15 protein-coding genes are annotated in these 21,871 nt (G+C 52.7%); 12 read left to right on the top strand and 3 right to left on the bottom strand.

The annotated features are described in order from the left end of the window. Positions 1–21: 21 nt before the first annotated feature. Complete coding sequence (locus SH287x_RS06735; RefSeq protein ID WP_479517825.1) at positions 22–807, bottom strand: SDR family NAD(P)-dependent oxidoreductase; 786 nt, start codon at positions 805–807, stop codon at positions 22–24. Positions 808–1,052: 245 nt separating this feature from the next. On the opposite strand from SH287x_RS06735, the gene SH287x_RS06730 reads away from it, so the two are divergent. The 5 genes from SH287x_RS06730 (at position 1,053) to SH287x_RS06710 (ending at position 6,876) form a co-directional block, all read left to right on the top strand. Further along, positions 1,053–2,033 carry a hypothetical protein gene (locus SH287x_RS06730; RefSeq protein WP_479517823.1) on the top strand — a complete coding sequence of 327 codons (981 nt, stop codon included), beginning with the start codon at positions 1,053–1,055 and terminating at the stop codon, positions 2,031–2,033. A 527-nt stretch (positions 2,034–2,560) separates the two neighbouring features. Then, positions 2,561–4,252 carry an HD-GYP domain-containing protein gene (locus SH287x_RS06725; RefSeq protein ID WP_479517821.1) on the top strand — a complete coding sequence of 564 codons (1,692 nt, stop codon included), beginning with the start codon at positions 2,561–2,563 and terminating at the stop codon, positions 4,250–4,252. A gap of 195 nt (positions 4,253–4,447) precedes the next feature. Further along, positions 4,448–5,683: a prepilin peptidase gene (locus SH287x_RS06720; RefSeq protein ID WP_479517820.1), complete on the top strand. Its 1,236-nt coding sequence runs from the start codon at positions 4,448–4,450 to the stop codon at positions 5,681–5,683. Between the two features lie 12 nt (positions 5,684–5,695). After that, on the top strand, positions 5,696–6,463 hold the full coding sequence (locus SH287x_RS06715; protein ID WP_479517819.1) for a hypothetical protein: 768 nt from the start codon (positions 5,696–5,698) through the stop codon (positions 6,461–6,463). A gap of 35 nt (positions 6,464–6,498) precedes the next feature. Next, positions 6,499–6,876: a holo-ACP synthase gene (locus tag SH287x_RS06710; RefSeq protein WP_479517818.1), complete on the top strand. Its 378-nt coding sequence runs from the start codon at positions 6,499–6,501 to the stop codon at positions 6,874–6,876. 408 nt (positions 6,877–7,284) lie between these two features. Here the strand turns inward: SH287x_RS06710 and murD are convergent, their stop codons facing one another. Both murD and SH287x_RS06700 read right to left on the bottom strand, forming a co-directional pair. After that, complete coding sequence (gene murD / locus SH287x_RS06705; protein WP_479517817.1) at positions 7,285–8,847, bottom strand: UDP-N-acetylmuramoyl-L-alanine--D-glutamate ligase; 1,563 nt, start codon at positions 8,845–8,847, stop codon at positions 7,285–7,287. Between the two features lie 543 nt (positions 8,848–9,390). After that, complete coding sequence (locus SH287x_RS06700; protein ID WP_479517816.1) at positions 9,391–10,134, bottom strand: SDR family oxidoreductase; 744 nt, start codon at positions 10,132–10,134, stop codon at positions 9,391–9,393. A gap of 779 nt (positions 10,135–10,913) precedes the next feature. Between SH287x_RS06700 and SH287x_RS06695 the strand changes: the two genes are divergently transcribed. The 7 genes from SH287x_RS06695 (at position 10,914) to SH287x_RS06665 (ending at position 21,832) form a co-directional block, all read left to right on the top strand. Then, a complete protein-coding gene (locus SH287x_RS06695; RefSeq protein WP_479517815.1) occupies positions 10,914–13,439 on the top strand; it encodes a Kelch repeat-containing protein in 2,526 nt (841 codons plus the stop codon). Between the two features lie 262 nt (positions 13,440–13,701). Beyond that, the gene (locus SH287x_RS06690) at positions 13,702–15,294 is read left to right on the top strand and encodes a DUF2271 domain-containing protein (protein ID WP_479517814.1); all 1,593 of its coding nucleotides are present in this window, start codon (positions 13,702–13,704) and stop codon (positions 15,292–15,294) included. Further along, entirely contained in the window at positions 15,236–16,054 is an 819-nt protein-coding gene (locus tag SH287x_RS06685) for a PepSY-associated TM helix domain-containing protein (protein WP_479517813.1), read from the top strand. The genes SH287x_RS06690 and SH287x_RS06685 overlap by 59 nt, the downstream gene beginning before the upstream one ends. Positions 16,055–17,602: 1,548 nt before the next feature. After that, on the top strand, positions 17,603–18,478 hold the full coding sequence (locus SH287x_RS06680) for a serine/threonine protein kinase (protein ID WP_479517811.1): 876 nt from the start codon (positions 17,603–17,605) through the stop codon (positions 18,476–18,478). Positions 18,479–18,656: 178 nt separating this feature from the next. Then, positions 18,657–20,693, top strand: a complete 2,037-nt coding sequence (locus tag SH287x_RS06675) for an ATP-dependent helicase (RefSeq protein ID WP_479517810.1) — start codon at positions 18,657–18,659, stop codon at positions 20,691–20,693. Further along, positions 20,693–21,388 carry a tRNA (adenosine(37)-N6)-threonylcarbamoyltransferase complex dimerization subunit type 1 TsaB gene (gene tsaB, locus SH287x_RS06670; protein WP_479517808.1) on the top strand — a complete coding sequence of 232 codons (696 nt, stop codon included), beginning with the start codon at positions 20,693–20,695 and terminating at the stop codon, positions 21,386–21,388. Before SH287x_RS06675 ends, tsaB begins: the two co-directional genes overlap by 1 nt. Positions 21,389–21,421: 33 nt before the next feature. Then, positions 21,422–21,832, top strand: a complete 411-nt coding sequence (locus SH287x_RS06665) for a hypothetical protein (RefSeq protein WP_479517807.1) — start codon at positions 21,422–21,424, stop codon at positions 21,830–21,832. Positions 21,833–21,871 lie beyond the last annotated feature (39 nt).

Genomic DNA, 21,871 nt, shown 5'->3' with positions numbered 1-21,871 from the left:
TGGGCCACAAGAAATCCGTCATCAGAAGTCAGGATTATTCTGCTCAGGCGGGCCAAGAAAACGTCCGCCATCAACGCGAAGTGTTTCTCCGGTGACGAAGTCTGTCCCCTCAAGGAGATAGAGTACGGCCTGACTGACATCATCAGGCGAGCCAACCCGCTTCATTGCGCCGCTTAGACGAATGGCTTCCAGATCTTCCCCGGAAATTCCCGGTGGAGGCAAAATGGTTCCTGGTGCGATGGCATTCACTGTGATTGACGGGGCCAGTTCCACTGCCAGCGCTTTGGTGAAAGTGGCCAGACCGCCTTTAGCAACAAGGTACGGCAGATAATCTCGATAGGGACGATCCAATGCCCAATCAGTAAAGTGGATGATCTTCCCGCGAATTCCTGCGTGCCCCTCGCCAACAGGTTCCTGGCTGAGCATCTGGCGAGCGACTTCAACAGCGGTGTAATAAGGTGCCCTCAGGTTGGAGTCGAGCATCTCATCGAAATCGGTTGGCTCCAGTTTGCTCCACGGTGTCCTCGTGTAGATGCTCGTCAGGTTTACCAGGACATCGATGCGGCCAAAGGTCTTGACGACTTCGGCCACAACCCGCTGGTTGTCTTCTAATCGCCTTAAGTCGCTTTGGATATCGAGGGTTCGCACGCCTTGCAATTGGCAAGCGTGGAGAGCATCGCGAACAGGGGACTGGTTTTCAAACCAGGTCATGGCGATATGAGCACCACGACTGGCCAGAAGTTGAGCCAGATGAGCGCCGAGTCGACGTCCACCGGTAATTAACACGACTCGATCGTTGAGTTGCATAAGCGTTCTGTCCTCGAAGGCCCGTCCGGCAGAAACCGCCGACATTGATCACCAGATTGCGATTGCTGTGACTTCGTATTTCCGAGTACCTCTTGTCATGTCTTATTCTTGCTTATCGCCCATTCTTTTTCGCCTCCCTTCAGAAAAACGTTGGAAAACATGGCCTGCCGGTGAACTCAAGTTTCAACTGGCAATCGCTGTTGGTTCAACCCCTCCTGCTATTCCATCCACAGGTTGCCTCTATCATGCCTCACAATCTCCGAGTGCCGTATCACGGCTTTGTTTTCGGGTTGATGTCGCCGCAACGTCTTGCGTTGTCGGGCTTCACTACAGGCGAGACACGAATGATCAACTTTCACAAAGTACGAGTGACTGAGTTCTCGAGAACATCAGCACATTGGGTCGCCATCGTGCTGATGGGATTGACAGCGCTGTTTGCCAGTCATGTTGCCGCCATGGGCCAGGAACTTCGGGTCTACACGACCGTTCGTGACATACGTCTGGATCAGTCAGACAAAGCACCCGTTGTGGCTCGAAGCCTCACGCTGTTTCACGCGGGTAAGGCTTACGACTTTATTGAAGGAGCGCAGGAAGTCACAATTTTTGAGCCAGCGCTGAAACGATTTTCCATTCTTTCTCTGGCACGGGGACTGGTGACTGAGGTCACGCAAGATGAGATTCGCCATTTCCTCTCGTTGGCAGAAACCGAAGCCCAGAAGGTCGTCCTCAGTCTTGAGAAGCAAGATTCAGCGGCCTCGCGAACGGCAGCCGGTAGCTTGTCATTTCAATTGAAACCCGCATTCACTACGGAACTGAATGCCAGGAGTGGTCTGTTGTCAATGAAATCAAATGGTGTGAACTATCAAGTCAAAACAACTCCGTTTGCTCATGAAGATCTCATGGAGTCCTATTTGCGATTTGCCGATTCCACGGCGCAGTTGAATTCGGTGCTCTATCCGCGTGCCCTGCTTCCCGCGCCACGACTGGCTCTTAACGAACAGTTGCGAGCGAGATCTCTGATGCCGCTGACAGTGGAATTGGAAATCACCGACGGCCAGCCCATTCATTGGCGGGCACAGCATGAGATTGCCACCAAGTTTGCGAAGCTCGATCGGGAATATATTCATCACTGGGAATCGAAACTCAACAACGGCACTTTGCGAAGCATTCCGTTTCGTCAGTTTCAGCAGGAACACCTTGGAAGCCTCTCGACATCTCGACGATAAGACGCAGGTGATGTGAAAGGCACAGACAATTTGATCGGCCTAATCCCTACATTCTGCGAGGTAAGAAGCTGGAAATAGCAAGCCGCTCATTTATGAATCGGGAGCGCGCAACCATCTTGATTCTAGATTCGTTAGCACAATTCCGGCTATTAGCAATCAAAGTCCTCCGGAATTGGCCCCCGAGGCTGTCAAATTTGACATAAATGACATAAGCCATTCAAAACATGTAACCTCACCCGATCTGATGTTGATGATGTGGCGGTCAATTGTGTGAGTAAGCAAGTGTAATCCCCTATCTGTTAATCTCTTGCGGCAACATTCTGACTCTGTGAAACGAATGATGTTGATGAGCACGGAGTGATGACATGAAGTCTCAGACGATCTCACAGTGTCGGATTCCGTTGTTTGACCAAGAAACAACACCAATCTTTTGCACACATTCAGTTAACCATCGCCACATTCGCTGAGTTGCGAACTAACTTTCCCATGCAGACTTCCTGAAGTCGCCACATAGGAAAGTAAAGTCGATGGCCAGTATTACAGTCGAACCCGGAACCGAAACTCTCGTGCGGAACGATATCGCGGGAGAAGATCTCTATTTCCCGGGCACAATATCAACTCCCATGGAAGTCTCTTGCCGGGAAATTCTGGCCGAGGCGACAGCAGCGATGGGACTTCCGTCTTTTGTGTGGGTTCCTTCACATCAGGTGCAAGTGACAGGGCAAAATATCCCGTCATGGTTTAGTTTACCCGCCCATTTGTGTGACCAGATTTATCATTCAAACTCATCTGCCGTGGTGAATTATGGCAATGGGGTCTGCCTGCTAGGCTTTACTTTAGCCACTTCCCTGGGGGCAACAGCCGGGGTTGGAGCACTGGCCCGAGAGTCAGAAGGAAGTATTCCCGCAGAATGGGTCCTAGCGGCAACGGAAGCCGGCTGGAACTTGTCTGATCTCATGCTGTTTTATCGTTCGATCCCGGTCATTCCCCGGGCCACATTAGAACGACTTGCCTCGCTGACGGCGGCTCAATTAACCAACCGCAGAGTCGAGCAGCGATTGGAGAACGAAGTCCTCCAGCTCTCTTCGCAAATTGAATATACCTTTGAAGAAATCAGTCTGCTTCACAGTCTCACTCAACGGCTTCAGTTGTCGCGGTCGCCTTTAGAATTGGCTAACCACTGTCTGTCACGATTGCACTCATTGATCCCCGCAGCGGGCAATGCGATCTGGATGCAACTGGATTATGACCGGCATCATTTCTCGGTCGAAGGGGATCTCCCTTTAGACGAGTTTCAACTCGCCCGCCTGACCTCGCGGTTTGAAGACCATGACTGGTCTCGTCCTATCGTCAAGAACCATTTGGCCAAGACGCTCCTGGGAGCCGATTTTCCGGGGATCGATAACTTTATCCTGGTGCCAATTGGTGAGCCGCCGTTCCGGAGAGGGTGGATTGTTAGTTGCAATCTGGCCGGTGACAAAGAATATGGCTCTGTTGAAGCCAGCCTTCTGAATTCAATCGGGACGATTCTCGGAACGCATTTGCGAAATATCGAGCTGTATCGTGAGCATCAAATGCTGGTGATCAGTTTTGTTCGATCGCTGGTTCAGACTTTAGACGCGAAAGATCCTTACACACGTGGTCATAGCGAACGTGTGGCGTTGATTTCCCGGCGTTTGGCCCAGGAACTCTGTCTTCCCATCGATGATCAGGAAGATATTTACCTGGCGAGCATGCTGCATGACATTGGCAAAATTGGTGTGGACGATCGGATTCTTCGTAAGCCCGATCAATTGACCCCCGATGAATTCCGGGAAATCCAGCAACATCCGATGATTGGCTATCGCATTCTTAAGCAGCTCAAAAACCTGCAGCATATTTTGCCGGGGGTTCGCAGCCATCACGAGTCTTTCAACGGGAAAGGATATCCCGACTGTCTCCATGGGGAGGAAATTCCTCTGATGGCCCGAATTATCGCGGTGGCGGACAGTTACGATGCGATGTGCAGCGACCGTCCTTACCGGAAGGGAATGCCACTGGAACGGCTTGAAGAGATTTTCCGGCGTGGTTCTGGCGTTCAATGGGATCCAAATATCATTGACGCTTATTTTGCGGCTCGGGAAGAAATCGCGGAGTTATGCCGGGGGTACTCGCCGACAGGTGTGGATCTCTTCGCCGAATGGCCGACCAACACGGCAACGCTGCGTCGCTTTCTGTAATTCGATGAGTGATTGTTCGCAGTCAATGGCTGATGGTGGACAAATGGAAGCGAGAGTCATTAACACTGAAGCGTTGATTTCTCACGAATCCAGCGGCATCCTGCTTATCGTAGTCACTCCGGCGTCATCTGCATCCTTCGATGTTGTCTGACGAATTCCTGCACCTCTTCCGGAAGACTCACTGCGGAAGTGTGCATGCCCGGCTTGTCAATCATTGAAGCGATTTTCTGTCTTGCCAGTGAAGAGCAGGGCACCGTTCAGATCATGACGGTGCTGACCGTGGCATGGTTTATCATGCTGGGCAGTTCATTGGGCAGCTTTCTGAACGTGATTGTTTATCGCGTTCCACTGGGACGTTCCCTCTGGCGGAGTTCATCGGCCTGTCCCCATTGTGGAACGCCAATTCGCTCTACGGATAATGTGCCGATTTTCGGCTGGATCAAGCTGAAAGGGCGTTGCCGTAATTGCCAATGGGCTATTCCTGTTCGGTATCCGCTGGTTGAACTTGCGGTAGCACTGCAATTCGTGCTTCTGCTTTTCGCCATGGTGGTGACTGGGGGAAAGTCGCTTCCTGTTCGCACTCCCGATTATCTGACGGGTATTTCCTGGATGGTCTGGGAAGCAAAATCTCCCGATCTTTTATTCATCTATGGCTTTCAGCTACTTGGCTTATATCTGCTGTTGGCTGTTTGCCTGATGGGATTTGATGGGCGGCGAATTCCTCAGGGTTTCATCTCCTTCGTGCTGGCGGTGTTGTTTGGTTTTGCCTTTCTCTTTCCCGGAGTTTATCCACAGTCAGGATTTCTGTTGTCCGCCGAGGGTTTCACTTGGGATGATCGATTTTATGCCGTTGGATGCGGCCTGGGAGGTTGGCTGGTCGGTGGATTTTATGGAGCATTAATTGTCTCTGGTCGATTGCCGCATACGGTTTCGTGCCTGCGTTCTGGCTGGATTTTTTCACTGGGGATTTGCGGCGTCATTTTTGGCTGGCAAGCGGCGCTCACTATCGCAATTTTCTCCTTACCTGTCTGGTGGTGTGTGGCTGGCTTCAGTTGGTTGTTACGTGTCAATCACATGCGAATGATGCTGTTGATTCTGCCAGTTCTCGCTACGGTTCTGGCATTGAACTGGAGACAGATTGACGAAACCGTTTCTGCCATTCTTTCAGCACGTCTGGGACTCGTTCTGGTGATTACCGCTATTGTCAGCCTGCTGACATCGGCCATTCCTGTTCCGCCACGTCAGCGATCGTCATCATCGGAGCCGTTCGATTCATCCTGTGATTTAGCTGTTCTCGATCATTCAGGAACACATAATGAAGGCTCGCTTGAAAGCGTCTCTGAGCCATTGGACTTGAAGACTTCGCCAACAGAGAATCCCGTGGTTGATGGATCAGTTTCTTCTGGATCGTCCTCCGCACCTCAGATTTGAAAGCCGGGTCGCATGTCAAAAATCACTCTCGATGCGAGCGGTTGGAAAGGCTGGTTGATTTCACTGGCCAGTGCCCTGGCTTCGTTATTGCTGATTGTGGCTCTGGCCAGTAACGCACCTCCTCGCTGGCGGCTCCTGGGATTGTTCTGGCCAATCGCTGCGGCCACATGCGTGCTGCTTTCTCGCTGGTTTGAAATTGCGATTGAACGGACTCAGGTTTCTTCCGCTGCCCTGGAAGCCAATATTGAGCCAGCAAGTTCACCACAATCCCAAAAGGGGAGGCTTTGGTGGCTTCACGCCGCCGTATTGGGAGTCCTGACGGTGGGCATTGGCGTTGGTTGGGAAGCCTGGCGACAGCCTCCTCCGATGCCCGCGCTGAAGTTGTTTCAAGATATGAAACTGACGACTGAGCAAAGAGAAGCCATGGGAGATGACATGGCGAATTTTCTATCTCCCTCTCATCCTGTGAATCCTGTGGCGGATTTCTTTTTGCACTCGTTCCCCAATTACCTCATGATGCGCATAGGAACAATGCGACCGGCGTTAGCCTCTCTGTTGTTCTTGTGTGAACTGTTGGCCGCTGGAGTGCTCTCGGTTTACGTGGCGAAAGCTCATGAAGATCAGCTGGCATTTGAGATGAGTCTTGACCACAACAAACCATCGAGTTCTGGCATGGCTAAGACAGCAATACCATTATCGACTCTGTCGGCTCCATCGGCTGCTGAGCCGTCTGGTACAGTGAATGACGTGTCTTTGCCTGTTGAATCTGATTCCCCTTAAAAACTGACGACTTGAGGCACACCGTGATCGTTGGCATGGGCACAAGTCTGTGCGAGACCATTCGTATCGGTCGTTTGATCGAGCGGCACGGCGAGCGTTTTCTCCATCGCATCTATTCATCTTCCGAGATTATTGCTTGCCGTGAGCGGACGGAATATCTCCAACACTTCACGATGTTCTGGGCAATTAAAGACGCCACAGTGCGTGCGATTGGCCCTTATGCGGGGCCGGGGCTGAGTTGGCGTGAAGTCCTCGTTCAGGAAGATGGTGGCTACCGGCACGAGATTGTTCTCAGGGGGGAACTGGCACTCGTGGCGGCCCGTCAGAAAATCGGGCCGCTGATGGTTTCGGCGGCTCACTGTCGCACGATGGCAACGGCCACCGTCATTGCCTTGCAGGAGTCAGCGAGTTAAAGGCTACCTGAAAGCGCTCAAATCCTTCTTCGGTTGAGGGATCTCTATAAGTCTTTCTCCCTGAGGGAGAAGGTGGCCTCTGGCCGGATGAGAGGATTGGTCTTGGCTTTGGAAACACGACTGGTTCATCGGCCCTCACCCCAGCCCTCTCCCGCGAGCGCATTGGTCTCTACACATCTCTGAGTCAAGATTGAACTCGAAAAAACATCCTCTGAAAAAGTAGAAAAACGTCCTCAAAGAGATCGTTAGATTCACAGAATAGGCAAGACAGGATGGCTGGGTTTCAGGTGATGTCCCTCTACGCTTCGTGTTTTATCCTATTATTTTGGGGTTTTTGAGATGTGTAGAGACTAATGCGCGAGCGGGAGAGGGAGCCTTCCCGGATAGACTCTTAAAGCGACTTGATATTCAGGTTATTGGCGACGGCAAAGTGCTGCTGGAGAGTGACTTCACAAACGCGTGAAACTGCTCGCCGCGATCCCGGAAATTCTGAAACCAGTCATAGCTGGCACATCCTGGTGAAAGGAGCACGACATCACCGGGCTGAGAGTGATTCCAAGCCGCTGAAAATGCTTCTGCCGGGTTGCTTGTGCGGATCAGTGAGAAGTGGTTCGTATTATTTTGCAGCTGAGACTTTTCCGAACATTCTGCTTCGTCCACGCTCTTAGCATTGCGGGATGAAGCGAGGATCTGTTGCTCAATCTGATCTGCGGTCTGCCCCATCAGAATTGCGACGCGACAACGTTGAGCAATCTCGCGAGACATCACTGACAGATCGACGCCTTTGTCATAGCCACCCGCCAAAATCACGACTGGCCGGTCGAACGCCTGCATTCCGACAATCGCTGATTCGGGAGTCGTGGCGAGGGAATCATTGTAGAAATCTCGTCCTTCCACACTCCCAACGAACTCCAACCGGTGTGGCAATGCCTGATAGGTGTTGAGTGCTGCTTCAATTGTGGCGAGTGGCACTCCACAGGCCAGAGCGCCCGCGGTGGCTCCCATGGCATTCTGGAGATTGTGATTGCCTGGAACAGTCAGCCAACTCTTCAATGGAAAAGAACAGCGAGAATCTGCTGTCCGCCAATGGGTGATCCATTCGCCCGGATCACTTGTCTGTTCGCTGAAAATTTCTGCGGATAACTCTGAAGCGTTTTGACTGGGATGAAGCCCAAACGTGATACGTTTTCCCTGGGTCGTCCATGTGGCGACATCAGAGTCATTGGCATTCAAGACTGCAACGTCGCTCACAGTCTGCCATCGGAAAAGGGACTGTTTCGCAGTTCGATAGTGGCTGAGAGTCTCGTGCCAGTCAAGATGATTGGGTGAGAAGTTTGTCACGATCCCAAGAGCCGGCGACCAGTGAATGCGATCAAGCCAGTAAAGCTGAAAACTGCTCAGTTCCATCACGATAATATGATCCGGCTTAATTTCCGGCAGCCGGTTTAAGAGGCTGATTCCCAGATTGCCCCCCAACCAGGATTGGCCGCACCTCCCTTGTTGGTGAGCCGTTTGAAAAATTTGATGGATCATCGCCGTGGTGGTCGACTTCCCATTGCTGCCAGTGACAGCCACCACGGGAGCAGGGCAGCGTTCCAGAAAGAGTTGCACTTCTGTCGTGACAGATACCCCCGCCGCCTGAGCCTGCTGCAACAAGGGGTGATCAAAACGGACAGCGGGATTTGCAACGATCAAATCCGTCTCTAAAAAATCATCCAGATCATGACCGCCCAGCGCATAACGATGAATGGGCAGGTCGCTTAATTCCTGAAGGCTGGATCCCAACTGAGCCGCTGACTTTACATCAGTGACAGTGACCAAGGCCCCTGCGTTGGCCAAAAAACGGACGGCTTGTGTCGCACCGCCGAGTGTTCCTAAACCCATCACAGTCACACGCTGGCCCTGAAGCGACGTCGCATGACTGCGAAGATGCCAGGGATAAAGCGGAAATGGTGGCTGGTTTTGGTTCATGCCCGTGAGTTTCCATCACGATGGCGGCGTTTACAAGTGGCACTGACGCGGAAGCTTTTTCAGTTTCACTGACAAGACTTCCGCGTCTCATGCGTTCTGCCATTCAAAAGCTGTCCTTTATCCACAAGTTTTGTCATTTCCTTGAACAGTGTCACGGGATTTACGCCATCAAGGAATGATGGCCAGATCGACCACGGCAGTTCCGGCCTGGGGGAAAAACCCGTGCAACGGGATGACCCCTTCGCGTTCTTCGCGACTTAGCGGTGAAGCAAAGAGTTTTTACCGCGAAGAAAAGAAGATCGCGAAGGAATTCGGAGGAGGTAGGGGAGAAATCAAATGATCTTGGGCGTGAGCTTACCTTACTATTTATAGTTAGTATCAATGCCGTGAATTCACAGTGCTGTGTGCCACTGCTGGGCAAGCCAGCAGTGGCACACAGAATAGCCAGATATTGAGGTGACGACCGCAAGGTACTACGTGCCACTACGATCTACGACTTAAGAAAACTTGTGTATAAACGACAGCATTCGGAGGTGGTGAGGATCAATGAACTTGCGAGGTCTGCTCAATGACATTTCGGGCAAATACTTCATATGGCGCCCACATATTTCGAGCCATTGAGTCAGGGAAGACGTGAAATTCTCCGTTTTCCAAGGCGTGGATCAGCGCATCAGCCACCAGCGTGGGAGGCTCGGCGATTTCAATCAGTCCCGCGTCCACGGCCATGTCCGTGGCAATCGGGCCGGGATGCACACTGACCACAGCCGTTCCCTGACCGGCCAGTTCTTCGCGCAATGCCTGGGTAATGGAATAGGAGGCTGCCTTGGAAGCGGAGTAGGCTGCGACAGCCGGAAATGACTTCAGTGAGACCACGGAGTTCAACTGAGCGAAGGCACCGCCACCATTGGCTTTGAGGATCGGCGCAAAGGCATGAGCCATCTCGATGAGGCCGTAGACATTGACTTGCATCTGTGTTTTGAGTGATTCGATCGCATCTTCACTCATGGTTGAAGAGACGAGTGCGATTCCGGCGTTGTTGACGACAATCTCGACATCTGTCGCTTTGGCAGCCGCTGCTACGATGGTCTCCCGATCGTTCAGATCAATGACGAGAGGAACGACTTGCCCGGAATATTTCTTGACCAGTTCGTTGGCCGCTTCGATCTTCCTCACCCCGGCATAAACCTTGCGGGCGCCTTTTGCCAAAAGGGTTTCCACAATGACTTTGCCAATGCCCCGATTGGCCCCTGTCACTAACGCCACACGATCTTTCACAGAAATCGCCATTTCTATCACCTTAAATTTAATTGGATCACCGGAAAGCCAGTGACCCGGAGAGTCAGCAAGACTGGAATGAATTACTGGCGGTCTTTCAAGACCCTTACAAACTTGCTGAGAATGGCCGTGATTGTGCCTGGAAATTCGTTGACGGGTATGACAGACCTCATCTGCGTGAGCGGGAGGTTGCCGCTGAGGTTAATTGCCTGTAAGAAAGTTTTTGTTCAAATCTTGTCACCTCGACGGCAATCGAAGAAAGGTCATGAGATATTCAGTGGACTCAACACTCATCACCGTATTGGCCACCCACCTTCCAGCGAGGCGGGGGGCGATTGTTTTCTTTTGGATCTCGATGGTCTGCATCAGCTTGAGCATCACTGCTATCGGAGTTGCCGAATTGTTCATGCCTGACAACGTGCATGGACGACAAGCCGTGCTTACGTTCTATCGATCATTTGGATCATTGGCCTTATTTTGGTCGGTCGGAGCCATTAGCTCCCTGTGGTCTCTTCAATTCGTCAAATCGAGAAAGTCAGTTGCTTAGCCATGGCAGCCGGGCTTCTCGGCGCCGAATACCGGCGTTGAAAAATTCAATTGACGCCTTGCGATTCTGAATCTCTGGAAGATGTCGCCCCAGGCTGGAGGCTGGAAGAAGAATGTGTGGCCTTGAAGTTATTCGCATTCACCTCGCGAATGTTGAAACTGAATCTCAATGTCTGTAGTCTCTGGGCGATGTTATGCGTTGGCCTGACACCAGTTCGTTACTCTCTGACTGGAACTTCTGTCTTATGACTGGTCTCCGAGCGCTCGTAATGAGCCTGTTTTTATTGGCTCCGGCCTTTGCTGGTGCTGCCGAACCCGCCTCACCACACACTGGTTCCCCGCACAGTGTTTACCCGCCGATGCCGGAAGCTGTTTCCAGCTTTGGGGCGGCGGTTCTGGATAAGCACCTTTATATCATTGGCGGAAATATGGGACGGATCGGAGGGAACTCTCTCGACTCGCTCTCTCCTCATTTTTCCCGACTGGATCTATCCCAACCCTCCAATGGCTGGGAAGAACTGACCACTTTGCAACCTTCGCAAAGTCCGGGGCTGGTCTCGTGGAACGGCAAGATCTATCGGGTGGGTGGCCTGAGCTTCAATAATCGAAATGGAGAAACGACGAACTATCATTCACTGGATCTCTTCGCCAGCTTTGATCCGAAAACAGGGACGTGGAAAGAGTTGCCATCACTTCCTGAGCCACGTTCGTCGTTAGATGCTGCTGTGGTCGATGGCAAGCTTTATGTTGTGGGTGGGTGGAATCTCCAGGGGGAAAGTCTCATGGATGTTCCCTGGCACAAAGAGGCACTGGTCTTCGATCTTGCCGATGAGCAGGGAAGCTGGAAAACCATTGCTGCCCCGCCATTTCAAACCCGTGCTCTGGCAGCAGCGGCCCACGACCACAAGCTCTATGTGCTGGGCGGCATGAAAAGCAGTAATCAGGTCACCAAGGAAGTGCATGTCTACGACCCTGCCAAGGATCAATGGACACCTGGCCCGGATCTGTCTGCCGCCGGCGATTTCAGCGGATTTGCGATCTCGGCCTTTGGTGCCAATGGCAAGTTGTACTTCTCTGGTGGTTCAGGCACAGTTTTCCAGTTGGCAGCCGATGGCCAAGACTGGCAACCGCTGGAGCGACTCTTCACTTCCCGCATGTTTCATCGACTCGTGATTGGCCCCGAAGGGGAAATCGTCGTGCTGGGTGGTGTGGGCGGACGGACGTATCTGTCGAATGTGGAATCGGTGAAGGTCACAGAGCCAAGTCCATTCAAATCCACCGCGTGGGATGTCGAATTTGGCGGCAACGCCCGGCATAGCCAGTCATTAGTCATCAGTGGAACGACCTTATATGCCTTTGGAGGCAATAAGAGCACTGCTCCGCATGACTTCAAAAACGACAACTTTTCCAACGAAGCCTTTGCTTTTGATCTGGTCGGTCGCAAGGTCGAAGCCTTGGCTCCCATGCCCCACGCCAATCAGAGCGGCGGAGCGTTTGTTGGCGGAACCCGCATTGACCCGATGATCTCTGTGGTTGGCGGACTCGCTCCTGGAGAAGAAAAGTTCGGCCCCACAGATGTCATTCAGCAGTATCGTCTGCGAAGCAAATCGTGGAATGACAACATTCAACATCTGCCAGCCCCTCGCTCCATGTTTCAACTGGTCACCTTCCAAAAAAATGCGTGGATCTTTGGCGGAAGCGCTGGTCGGGAATTGGCCAAAGAGACCTGGTCCTGGAACACTCAGGATGAACAGGGAATCGAAGTGATTCCCGAAGCGGCTGTTCCTTCGGCTCGTCGCTCATTCGCGGGAGCCGTTCTGGGCAACAAGTTCTATGCCATTGGCGGTCTGGGTGAGAAAAAAAAGGTAGCCGAGAAGTCGTATGCCTTTGACTTTGAGACAAAAACCTGGAGTGAAATCCCATCACCTCAAAGCTCACGTGTCTTCGGCCAAGTGGCTGTCGCTGGTGGCAAGCTGTATCTCTCGGGAGGATTCTCTCAGGTCGATGGTCACTTCGCAGGGGCGACTTCGATTGAAGTGTTTGATCCTGCCACCAACAGCTGGGCCATTGCCTTTGAAGAACTGGCTCCGCAGCTTTCAAAGATGCAACTGCTCAGTTATCAGGATCGGTTACTGTTCTACAGCATTGATGCTGACCAGGCGGGGCTGGCTCATTTTGTGCTGCTGGATCCCGCTCCCACCACCGAAGGTTACGGCCAACCCGCCACACAGAGCGAAGATCGGACGCCGGGTCAGGAACTGATGGCCCAATTGAAAGCCCTCGATAAAAACGGTGATGGTCAACTGACTGTTGATGAGGTCGGTGATCGCTTTCAGCCACTGGTCAAACGACTGGATGCCAATTCTGATGGCACCGCCACCAAAGACGAAATCGCCCAGTTCATCAAAAAGCTGGATGAAGAAGCAGCCAGCCAACAAACAGGCGGGCCAGGTGGCCGGGGTGGAGCAGGTGGCCGGGGTGCAGGTGGCGGTCGCGGTGGAGCAGGTGGCCCTGGTGGAACTCCAGCAGAACGTGTGACACGCCTGTTGGAAGAGCACGATACTGACAAGGATGGCCACTTGAAAAAGGAAGAAGCCTCTGAGCGACTTCAGGCAAACTTCGACGCGATCGACACAAACAAAGATGGCCGTCTGGATCGTGCCGAGCTGGAACACTTCTTCAGTGAACTGGGCAGTGGTCGTCGGAACTCATCAGAAGGTGGTTCAGCCGAAAGGCAAGGTTCTCGTGGTGGAACTCAGTCTGCTCCTTAAGCTGAGATCACACTGAAATCACTGAGAGAGACCGAATGTGATCTCTCAATTCGATCTGTCGCTGGCTTTAGAAATGCAGCCTCTATTTGCGATGAAAGAGAGACAGTGTTCAAGCAACGTCAGGTTGATGACCTGATTGAAGATGCTGACTCTGCTCCACAAATTTCACTCCGATGGGAACATTTTCTGAGAGCTTAGCTGACTTGGCGAGGTGTTAGTTTTCCAAATTCGAATGAATAAATTCCTCTCATTGGAGTTGAGAATGCCAGGTTTGAGTTGGATGCTGCGATTGACCATCGCACCATGGGTTTGTGCTGCGGTTCTTTCGCTAATCAGTCCGCTGAATGCCTCTGAGCGATATGTTTTTGAACATGAATTTGTACTGGGAACGTCCCTGCAACTTCAGGTTGAAGCAGATTCTCGTGAAGCGGCTCAGGGAGCAGAAACTCAGGTTTTAGCCGAGATCCGTCGCCTGGAAGCGATCTTCAGCCGGCATCGACCTGATAGCGAATTGTCGCGCTGGCAGCAGACTTCGCACACACCTGTCAAAATCTCCCCAGAATTGTTCGGAGTGCTGAGTCGCTGCGAACAATGGCGAGAAAAATCGCATGGGGCCTTCAACCCTTCAGTGCAAGCTGCCAGTCTTGTCTGGGAAAAGGGACAACAGCTTCAACAAGTCCCTTCAAAAGTCGAACTTTCTGCGACAGCGCGGCAGATTGCACAATCCCACTGGGTGCTTGACCCCGTCAATCAGACAGCAGCACGGATCACTGCGATCCCCGTCACGCTCGATGCGATCGCTAAAGGAACGATCATTGATCGGGCTGTGGATGTCGCTATGGCATCTTCTCAGCAGATTCATGGGGCCTGCGTCGCCATCGGCGGCGACCTCTGCATGCAAGGGCGAATGACATCGACCGTGCAGATCACTCATCCGTTCCATGATGCGATCAACGCAGAACCTCTCTGCCAGATTCATCTGCATAATCAAGGGGTCGCGACCAGTGGGGGATACCGCCGTGGATTCCAGATCGGCAACCAGACTTACTCACACCTTATTGATCCCCGCACTGCGATGCCCGTGGATCATTTCGCCAGCATGACGGTCGTTGCGAGTGACGCAGAAACGGCTGATGCGCTGGCCACATCGTTCAGTATTTTATCCGTCAGTGACTGTCAGTCTCTCGCGAGCACGCTCCCGGGTGTCCATTTTCTGGCGGTGACAAAAGATGGTGAGACGTTGACCAGTCCTGACTGGGACGAACTTCGTCAGCCACGTCTGCATCGGATGATTGAAGTCGCTCAAGTGACTGAACCTGCCAAAGCCCCTGCCGTAGCTGCTCAGGCTTCCAAGACTGAAGTGAAGACGGATGGCGTGCTGGAACTGGAAGTCAAATTTGAGTTGGCCAAGCCAACCGGTGCACAATACCGCCGCCCTTATCTGGCCATCTGGCTGGAAGACAAAGATGGGTTTCCAGTTCGCACAGGCGCTCTGTGGATGATGACCAAGCAGCCGGGACCACGCTGGCACCGCGATCTGCTGCGATGGTACCGCAACGATCGTACCCGCAAGCTGGCCGACCAGAAGGATTTGATTGGTGTGATTTCTGAAGCGACTCGTGGCCCTGGTGAATACAAGGTGGTGTTTGACGGCAAAGACGATTCTGGCGCTCCGCTTAAGCCCGGCAAGTACACACTTTACTTTGAAGTGGCCCGCGAGCACGGAACTTATCAGTTAATCACTCACCCCCTTGAACTTGGTGCCGAACCTATCGCTGAGGCGAAGCTAAAGAACAATGTCGAAATCAAATCCGCCACCGTCGAGTACCGTCGACCCATCGCATCCGGCAAGTAGTCAGCCAGCCAAGCGAGCACTTCCAGAGGCATTGCGAAGGCCAGCCGTTCGACATGCCTCTGCTCATCTTCCACCGCGCCGCAACCCATTTTATACGTGGTTTGCGGGCACGGTGAGATGGTTGCATATCTATATCTCGCTACTCGGGTTTGCCGCACTGATCTTCTTTGCGGTCACGGGCATCACGTTAAACCATCCCACATGGTTTGGTGGAGATCTTCAGACGACGACTGAGTTTCAGGGAACCATGAATGGAAGCTGGCTCAAACGGCCAATTCCTCAGGGTTCACTTTCTCAGTCCGAGAATGCCACCGCTGAAATAAAGGATGATCAGACTGCTGACGAATCAGTTGATGAGTCATTGACCATCGACCGATTGTCAGTCGTCGAACATCTGCGAAACACCCATCAAATTCGCGGTGCAGTGACCGAGTTTCGGGCAGATGAAGCAGAATGCATGATTCTCTTCAAAGGCCCGGCTTATGCCGCCGATTTTTATATCAATCGTGAATCAGGCCAATACAGTGGCACACTGACCACGATGGGGATTGTGGCCCTGATGAACGACCTGCATAAGGGGCGTGATTCAGGAACTGTCTGGGCGTGGGTCATTGATCTGAGCGCCGTGGTCACGGTGATCATTTCAGTCACCGGCATCATCCTGATCTTCTATCTCAAGAAGAAGAGAAATTCCGGCGTATTGACCGCAGTGGCAGGGACGATACTGCTGGTCGTGATCTATTACATCTGGGTTCCGTAACCGGGCAAAATTTTCGGGTAAGTGATAAGTCTTTGATCTGTCTCCTATCGGCCCCTTGCGGGGTTTGTGGCGGCGTATGTGGGTCAGTTGTTGATCCGCGTTTGGGTCTTACGCCGCCAGGGCGGTGGTGGTTGATGGGGTTGATTGATTTGCTCCTCGCCCATTCCGATGGGAGAGGCTGGGTGAGGGCGAGCCGCTGCTGGAATGGCGATCATGACCTCAGCGATGCGAATAGATACCCAGGCACACTTCTCTGTTGAGAAAGCCTATTGGAAAATCCCTCACCCGTCCCCTGTCGGCCCCTTGCGGGGTTTGGGGCGACGTATGAGGGTCAGTCGTTCATTCGCGAATGGGGCTTACGCCGCCAGGGTGCCGGAATGAGAAGGGAAAGAAGGATGCTTTTCGCGCAACAAAGGGCGTTAGTGTAGAGAGGCTTCGTTTTGGGTGCACCTCGCAGGTTGAGGTCTTTTTCGCCTGTGATTCCGGACAGAAGGCTCTCTCTCGGCTCGGTCAGGGCCAACCCTTTGCCAACAGGAACTCCTTCCTGCTGGCGGAAGCGCCGATTGTGGACGCTTCCCTCGAATTCGAGACTGACAAACAGTCAAACAACAGATGCGAACTGCTCGCGCAGAACACCTCTGATGCCCGACTGAATGTTTTTTATTGGCACTTATTCATTCGCCACTTCTTGTGACGAGGGATTGCCAACACAATCATGTTTGATTCAGCCCAACACTGAATCAGACAGGCCGACGGAATGTTGTCAGCGAGGGTGACTTCGTGGAATGATGTTTCGTGGATTGGCCCTGATCTCTGCTGTTTTTTCACAGCCCCCGATTGCTCGCAAGAGCGGTCGGGGGCCACTTTCGTCCCCTTGCGGGGTTTGGGGCGGCGTATGAGGGCCGGTTGTTTATATACGAATGGGTCTTACGCCGCCAGGGTGGTAGTAGAGATGGTGGGTTGCGCAAAGCCTTAACCCACCCTACTGTTTAATAACGGCTTATAGCTACTTGTAACGAGTCGTTCGGAGTTGGTGCATTGCGCTGCGCTTCATGCACCCTACTTAGATACATAAGATCTGCTTGCTGATAGATAGGCGGTGGTCGTGATTATAAGGATGGAGTGAGGGATGTTGAAAGCTCGGCTCGCCCTCACCCCGGCCCTCTCCCATCGGTATGGGCGAGGGAGCTAATTCTCTCACGCGCGTCATCGTTGGAGAGCGACTCTCTTGAAAATCAACCCTCTCTTTGGCGGCGTAAAACCCATTCGCGGATCAACAACTGGCTTCATACGCCGCCACGAAGCCCGCAAGGGCACCGAAAGGGGGCGGTGTCAGGCCGATTTGCGAATCAACAACCGGCTAGCAGGCCAACGAGCCTGCGGATCTTTGCCCACGTCCCGGCCGTTAGGCCCAAACCCCGCAAGGGGGTCGGGTGGAGGGAGAGGCGAAAACTGGCTATAGTCGAAATTGGCCTGTCGCGACATTGTCTGTTGCCGGTTGACGCCGCTCGGTTCTCATTTTGCTCTCTGATCAAGGTTGACCCGGTGATGGACTTCCTCAAGAAGCTGTTTCAGAGCAGGCCACGTGTCCCGAAAATCGATATCAGCAAGCGATTTGAACTGTATGGGCGTGTCGGGCAGGGGAGCATGTCCAAGGTCTGGAAGGCTCGTGATTCAAAAATCGGCAAAACGGTGGCCCTGAAGATTCTGGATATCGACAAGACAAACCGTCTGGAGGCCCGTTTCAAAGGACTGAAAAAGCCCTCGGAAGGCGAAATCGCGATCACGCTCAAGCATCCTTACATTGTCAAAACGCTTGAGCATGGAATGACCACCAAGAATGAAGCCTATCTTGTGATGGAGTATGTCGAAGGGGTGGCCTTGAGCTTTCTGATTGACTCCCAGAACGATGTGATGAAGCAGAATTGTCTGCGAATGACGATCGAACTGGGTGAAGCGATCAATTATTTTCACCGCCAGAACTGGATACACCGCGATATCTGCCCGCGAAATGTGCTGCTTGATGAGAATAACAAAATCAAGTTGATCGACTTTGGCCTGGTTGTCCCGAACACGCCTCCTTTTCAGGCCCCTGGCAATCGCACGGGAACAGCCAACTATATGGCTCCCGAACTGATCCGGCGGCAGCGAACCGATCAGCGAATCGATATTTTCTCGTATGCGGTGACCTGCTTTGAAATGTTCGCCGGGCAGCTTCCGTGGGAGTCGGGGCAGACGTTGGAAGCGATTCTTTCCCACATCAATTCGCCCCCAGCTGATCTCAAGGTTTATTGCCCTGACCTTGATTCCAGAATCGTGGAGACCGTCATGAAAGGACTGGCGGTTAACCCTGGTGAGCGTTGGTCGCGAATCAGTGAAATGATCGAAGTGCTGCGAACTGTTCATTCCGAACAGAATTCATGAGAATAGACCCGTTTCCGGGTCATCGTGGCGGCGTATGAGTGTTATTAGTCCTGAAAAGTCTGGGTTCTTACGCCGCCAGGACGCTACACTTTTGCGGAAATCGCATTAGCCGGATGTTCTCGGGCAGGCAGATCAGGACTGCCGGGCAGGAAGCCACTTTTTTTCATGTGCGAACGCAATGCTTGAACTCTCGACTTTAAATCCTCCACAGCGGCAAGCTGTTCAATTGCATCAGGGGCCACTTCTGGTGCTTGCAGGGGCAGGAACCGGAAAAACCCGCGTCATCACGTATCGGATGGCGGATCTGATTTCATCGGGGGTTGATCCGACACGAATTCTTTCGGTCACTTTTACTAATAAAGCCGCTAAAGAAATGCTTGAGCGGACGACGCATCTGCTGGGGCGTTCGCTCAAAAAACGTCCCATGATCTCGACATTTCACAGTTGGTGCGTGGGCATTTTGCGGCAGGAAATCGAAGCTCTCGGATACCCTAAGCAATTTGTTATTTATGACCGGGGGGATCAGGAATCGTCGGCCCGCAAGGCGCTTCAAGCATTGAAGATGACAGACACAGCGATGAAGCCCAGCGACCTGCTGTCGCAGATCAGTCGCTGGAAGATGCAGGGGCTACCGCCCGATGTGGCCCAGGAAGTGGCCGATTCTGATCACGAACAGCTCGCCGGGATGGCTTATCGGCGGTATCAATTGGCGCTCAAAGCTTCGGGGGCCGTTGACTTTGATGATCTGTTGTATCTGACATGGCAGCTTTTCAAGAATCATCCGGAAGCGCTGACACGCCAGCAAGACCGCTTTGATTTTGTACAGATTGATGAATATCAGGACACGAATGAGCTTCAGTTCCAACTGGTCGAGTCGATTGTCCGCCGGCACCATAACCTCTGCGTGGTTGGTGATGATGACCAGTCGATTTATGGCTGGCGCGGAGCAGAAGTGAAGCATATTCTGGGTTTCAAGAACGCTTTTCCAACGGCTCGCATCGTGCGGTTGGAAGACAACTACCGATGTACGGCTCCGATCATCCAATTGGCGAACCAACTGGTGAGTCACAATCGTGGTCGTCATGAAAAAACTCTGATTGCCCACAAAGAGGGGCCGAGCGCGACCTTTCGTGAATATCCAGATGAGCAGGCAGAGGCCGAGGGAGTGGTTCGAGACATTGCCTATCTGATTGGACAATTGAATGTGAAGCCATGTGAAATCGCAATACTTTTCCGAACGAACGAGCAGCCTCGCATTTTCGAGCAGGAACTCCGCCGCAAGCAGATTCATTATCGTCTGGTGGGTGGTCAGTCGTTCTTCGATCGGAAAGAAATCAAGGATCTTCAGGCTTATTTGAAGGTACTGGTCAATCCGAAAGATGATTTATCATTACTCCGGATTATCAACGTGCCACCCCGCGGGATTGGTGATGCGACCTGCGAGCGGCTGTTAGCCCGGTCTGTCAAAGAAAAACGCCGGTTCTGGGATGTGATTCCTGATGCAGCGCAGGCCGGGGAAATCACCACCAAGGCATTGGGGAATCTTCGCCTGTTTGAGCAGCAACTGAAGGAGATGCGCGAGGCGTTCAAAAATCGCGGAGCCAAACTGAGTGAAAGTTTCACCAAGCTTGTGGAAGCCATCGGATACAGTCGAGAAATTGAGCGAACTTATAAAAACGCCGAACAGCAAGAGATGCGGAATCTGATTCTGGGGGAATTCACTAATTCGATTGCCCAGTATGAAGGTCAATCACGTGATCCGTCGTTGACTGAATACCTCGATGAAATCTCTTTAGGTGGCAGTGATTTTGCGCCGGCAGAACGTCCTGACGAAAATGCGATTACCCTGATGACACTGCATAGTGCTAAAGGGCTGGAGTTCTCTCGCGTCTATCTGGTCGGGTTGGAAGAAGGAATTCTGCCGCATAAACGGAGCGTTGACGAAGAGTTTGAGAAGCCGTCTTCTATCGAAGAAGAACGCCGTTTGTGCTATGTGGGGATCACTCGTGCGAAGGATTATCTCACAATAACAAGGCCGCAAAGCCGGATTAAGTGGGGTAAAAAGCGGGAAACCAAGCCATCGCGGTTCTTAAAAGAGATGGTCACACCGATTGAGCGACCGGTGGTTCTTGATGGGCCTGCCAAGCTGGCGGCAACCGGTTCCCGTCCCGTCGTTCGCACTGGTGGCTCTCCACAATCGGGAGGAACGCGGTAATGGTTAAACCTTGCGTCACGTTAGGCATTGAAACCGCAGGGGTTGGTGGATCGTTGGCACTTCTGCGAGATGGCCAGCTTCTGGTGGAACGCGTGCTGGAGGTGGCCGGGCGTCGGCATGCCCAGACGCTGGTGGCAGAACTTTCACAGCTTTGCATACTCGCGGGCGTGACGCCTCATGAGATAGGGTTGGTCGCTGTCAGCGTCGGGCCGGGGAGTTTCACGGGCCTGCGCGTCGGGTGTACGCTCGCAAAAACGCTGTGTTATGCCACAGGAGCGAAGTTAGTAGCCGTCGACAGTCTGCTGGCGTCCTCAACCGCCTGGGGTGACGGGCATCAGCGCGTGTGGGCGATTGAAGATGCCCAGCGTGGCGAACTTTTTCTTGGCGAATACCACTTCGCACAGGAGAGTTTCCATCGGCAGGGCGAGATCACGATTGTGAAAGCGGCTCCCTGGCTGGAACAGCTTTCGGCCAATGATGTTGTTCTGGGGCCGGGACTGTCGAAGATTCTCACACTGACGACTCAGGGGTTGCGTCTTGAGTCGAGTGTGGCTCCGCCACCGGCAAGGGTTGTCGCGGAACTGGCAATCCAAGCAGCCCAACGTGAGAAATATGTCGATCCGTGGACGCTGGAACCTTTTTATCTGCGGCTGAGCGCTGCTGAAGAGAAAGCCGCGTTGGCTTCTGGGAGATAGCCTATCAAGGAGCTGATCAGAAGGTTCTATCCGATGAAATTCGACAACAATTGTCCTTACGATAGAGACTTCAAGGAACAGTTGGACGCCATTTCCCCCGAGTTATCCAGCAACCTTTGTCTGGCAACAGAGCTGCCGCCCAGTGCTGTTGATCTCCTGATCTCGCTGATCCTTGAGCATGCGTGCCAATGCCAGAACATCCGCAATATCACTCTGGGCCGGGAAGCTGCGGCATCCATTCCCAGACAGTGGTTTCTCGAACGCATCGAAAGAGTGGCCGAACAATGTCTTGATCTCGACAATGACGAATGGGAGTGTCGTCGATTTCTTGAAATGGTTCAGCCTCTCGATTCCGAATTGTTCATGCGATTAATCTACCGAGGACTGACAAGCCACAACCCTGAAATCATTCAAGCCGCTAAAAAGCAGATTGAGGTAAATTGAAGTGGGCGCAATTCGATATGATGCCCCTCTCGTATCTGT

The sequence above is a fragment of the Planctopirus sp. SH287 genome, assembly GCF_056500625.1.
This window is presented reverse-complemented; position numbering and strand designations above follow the sequence as displayed.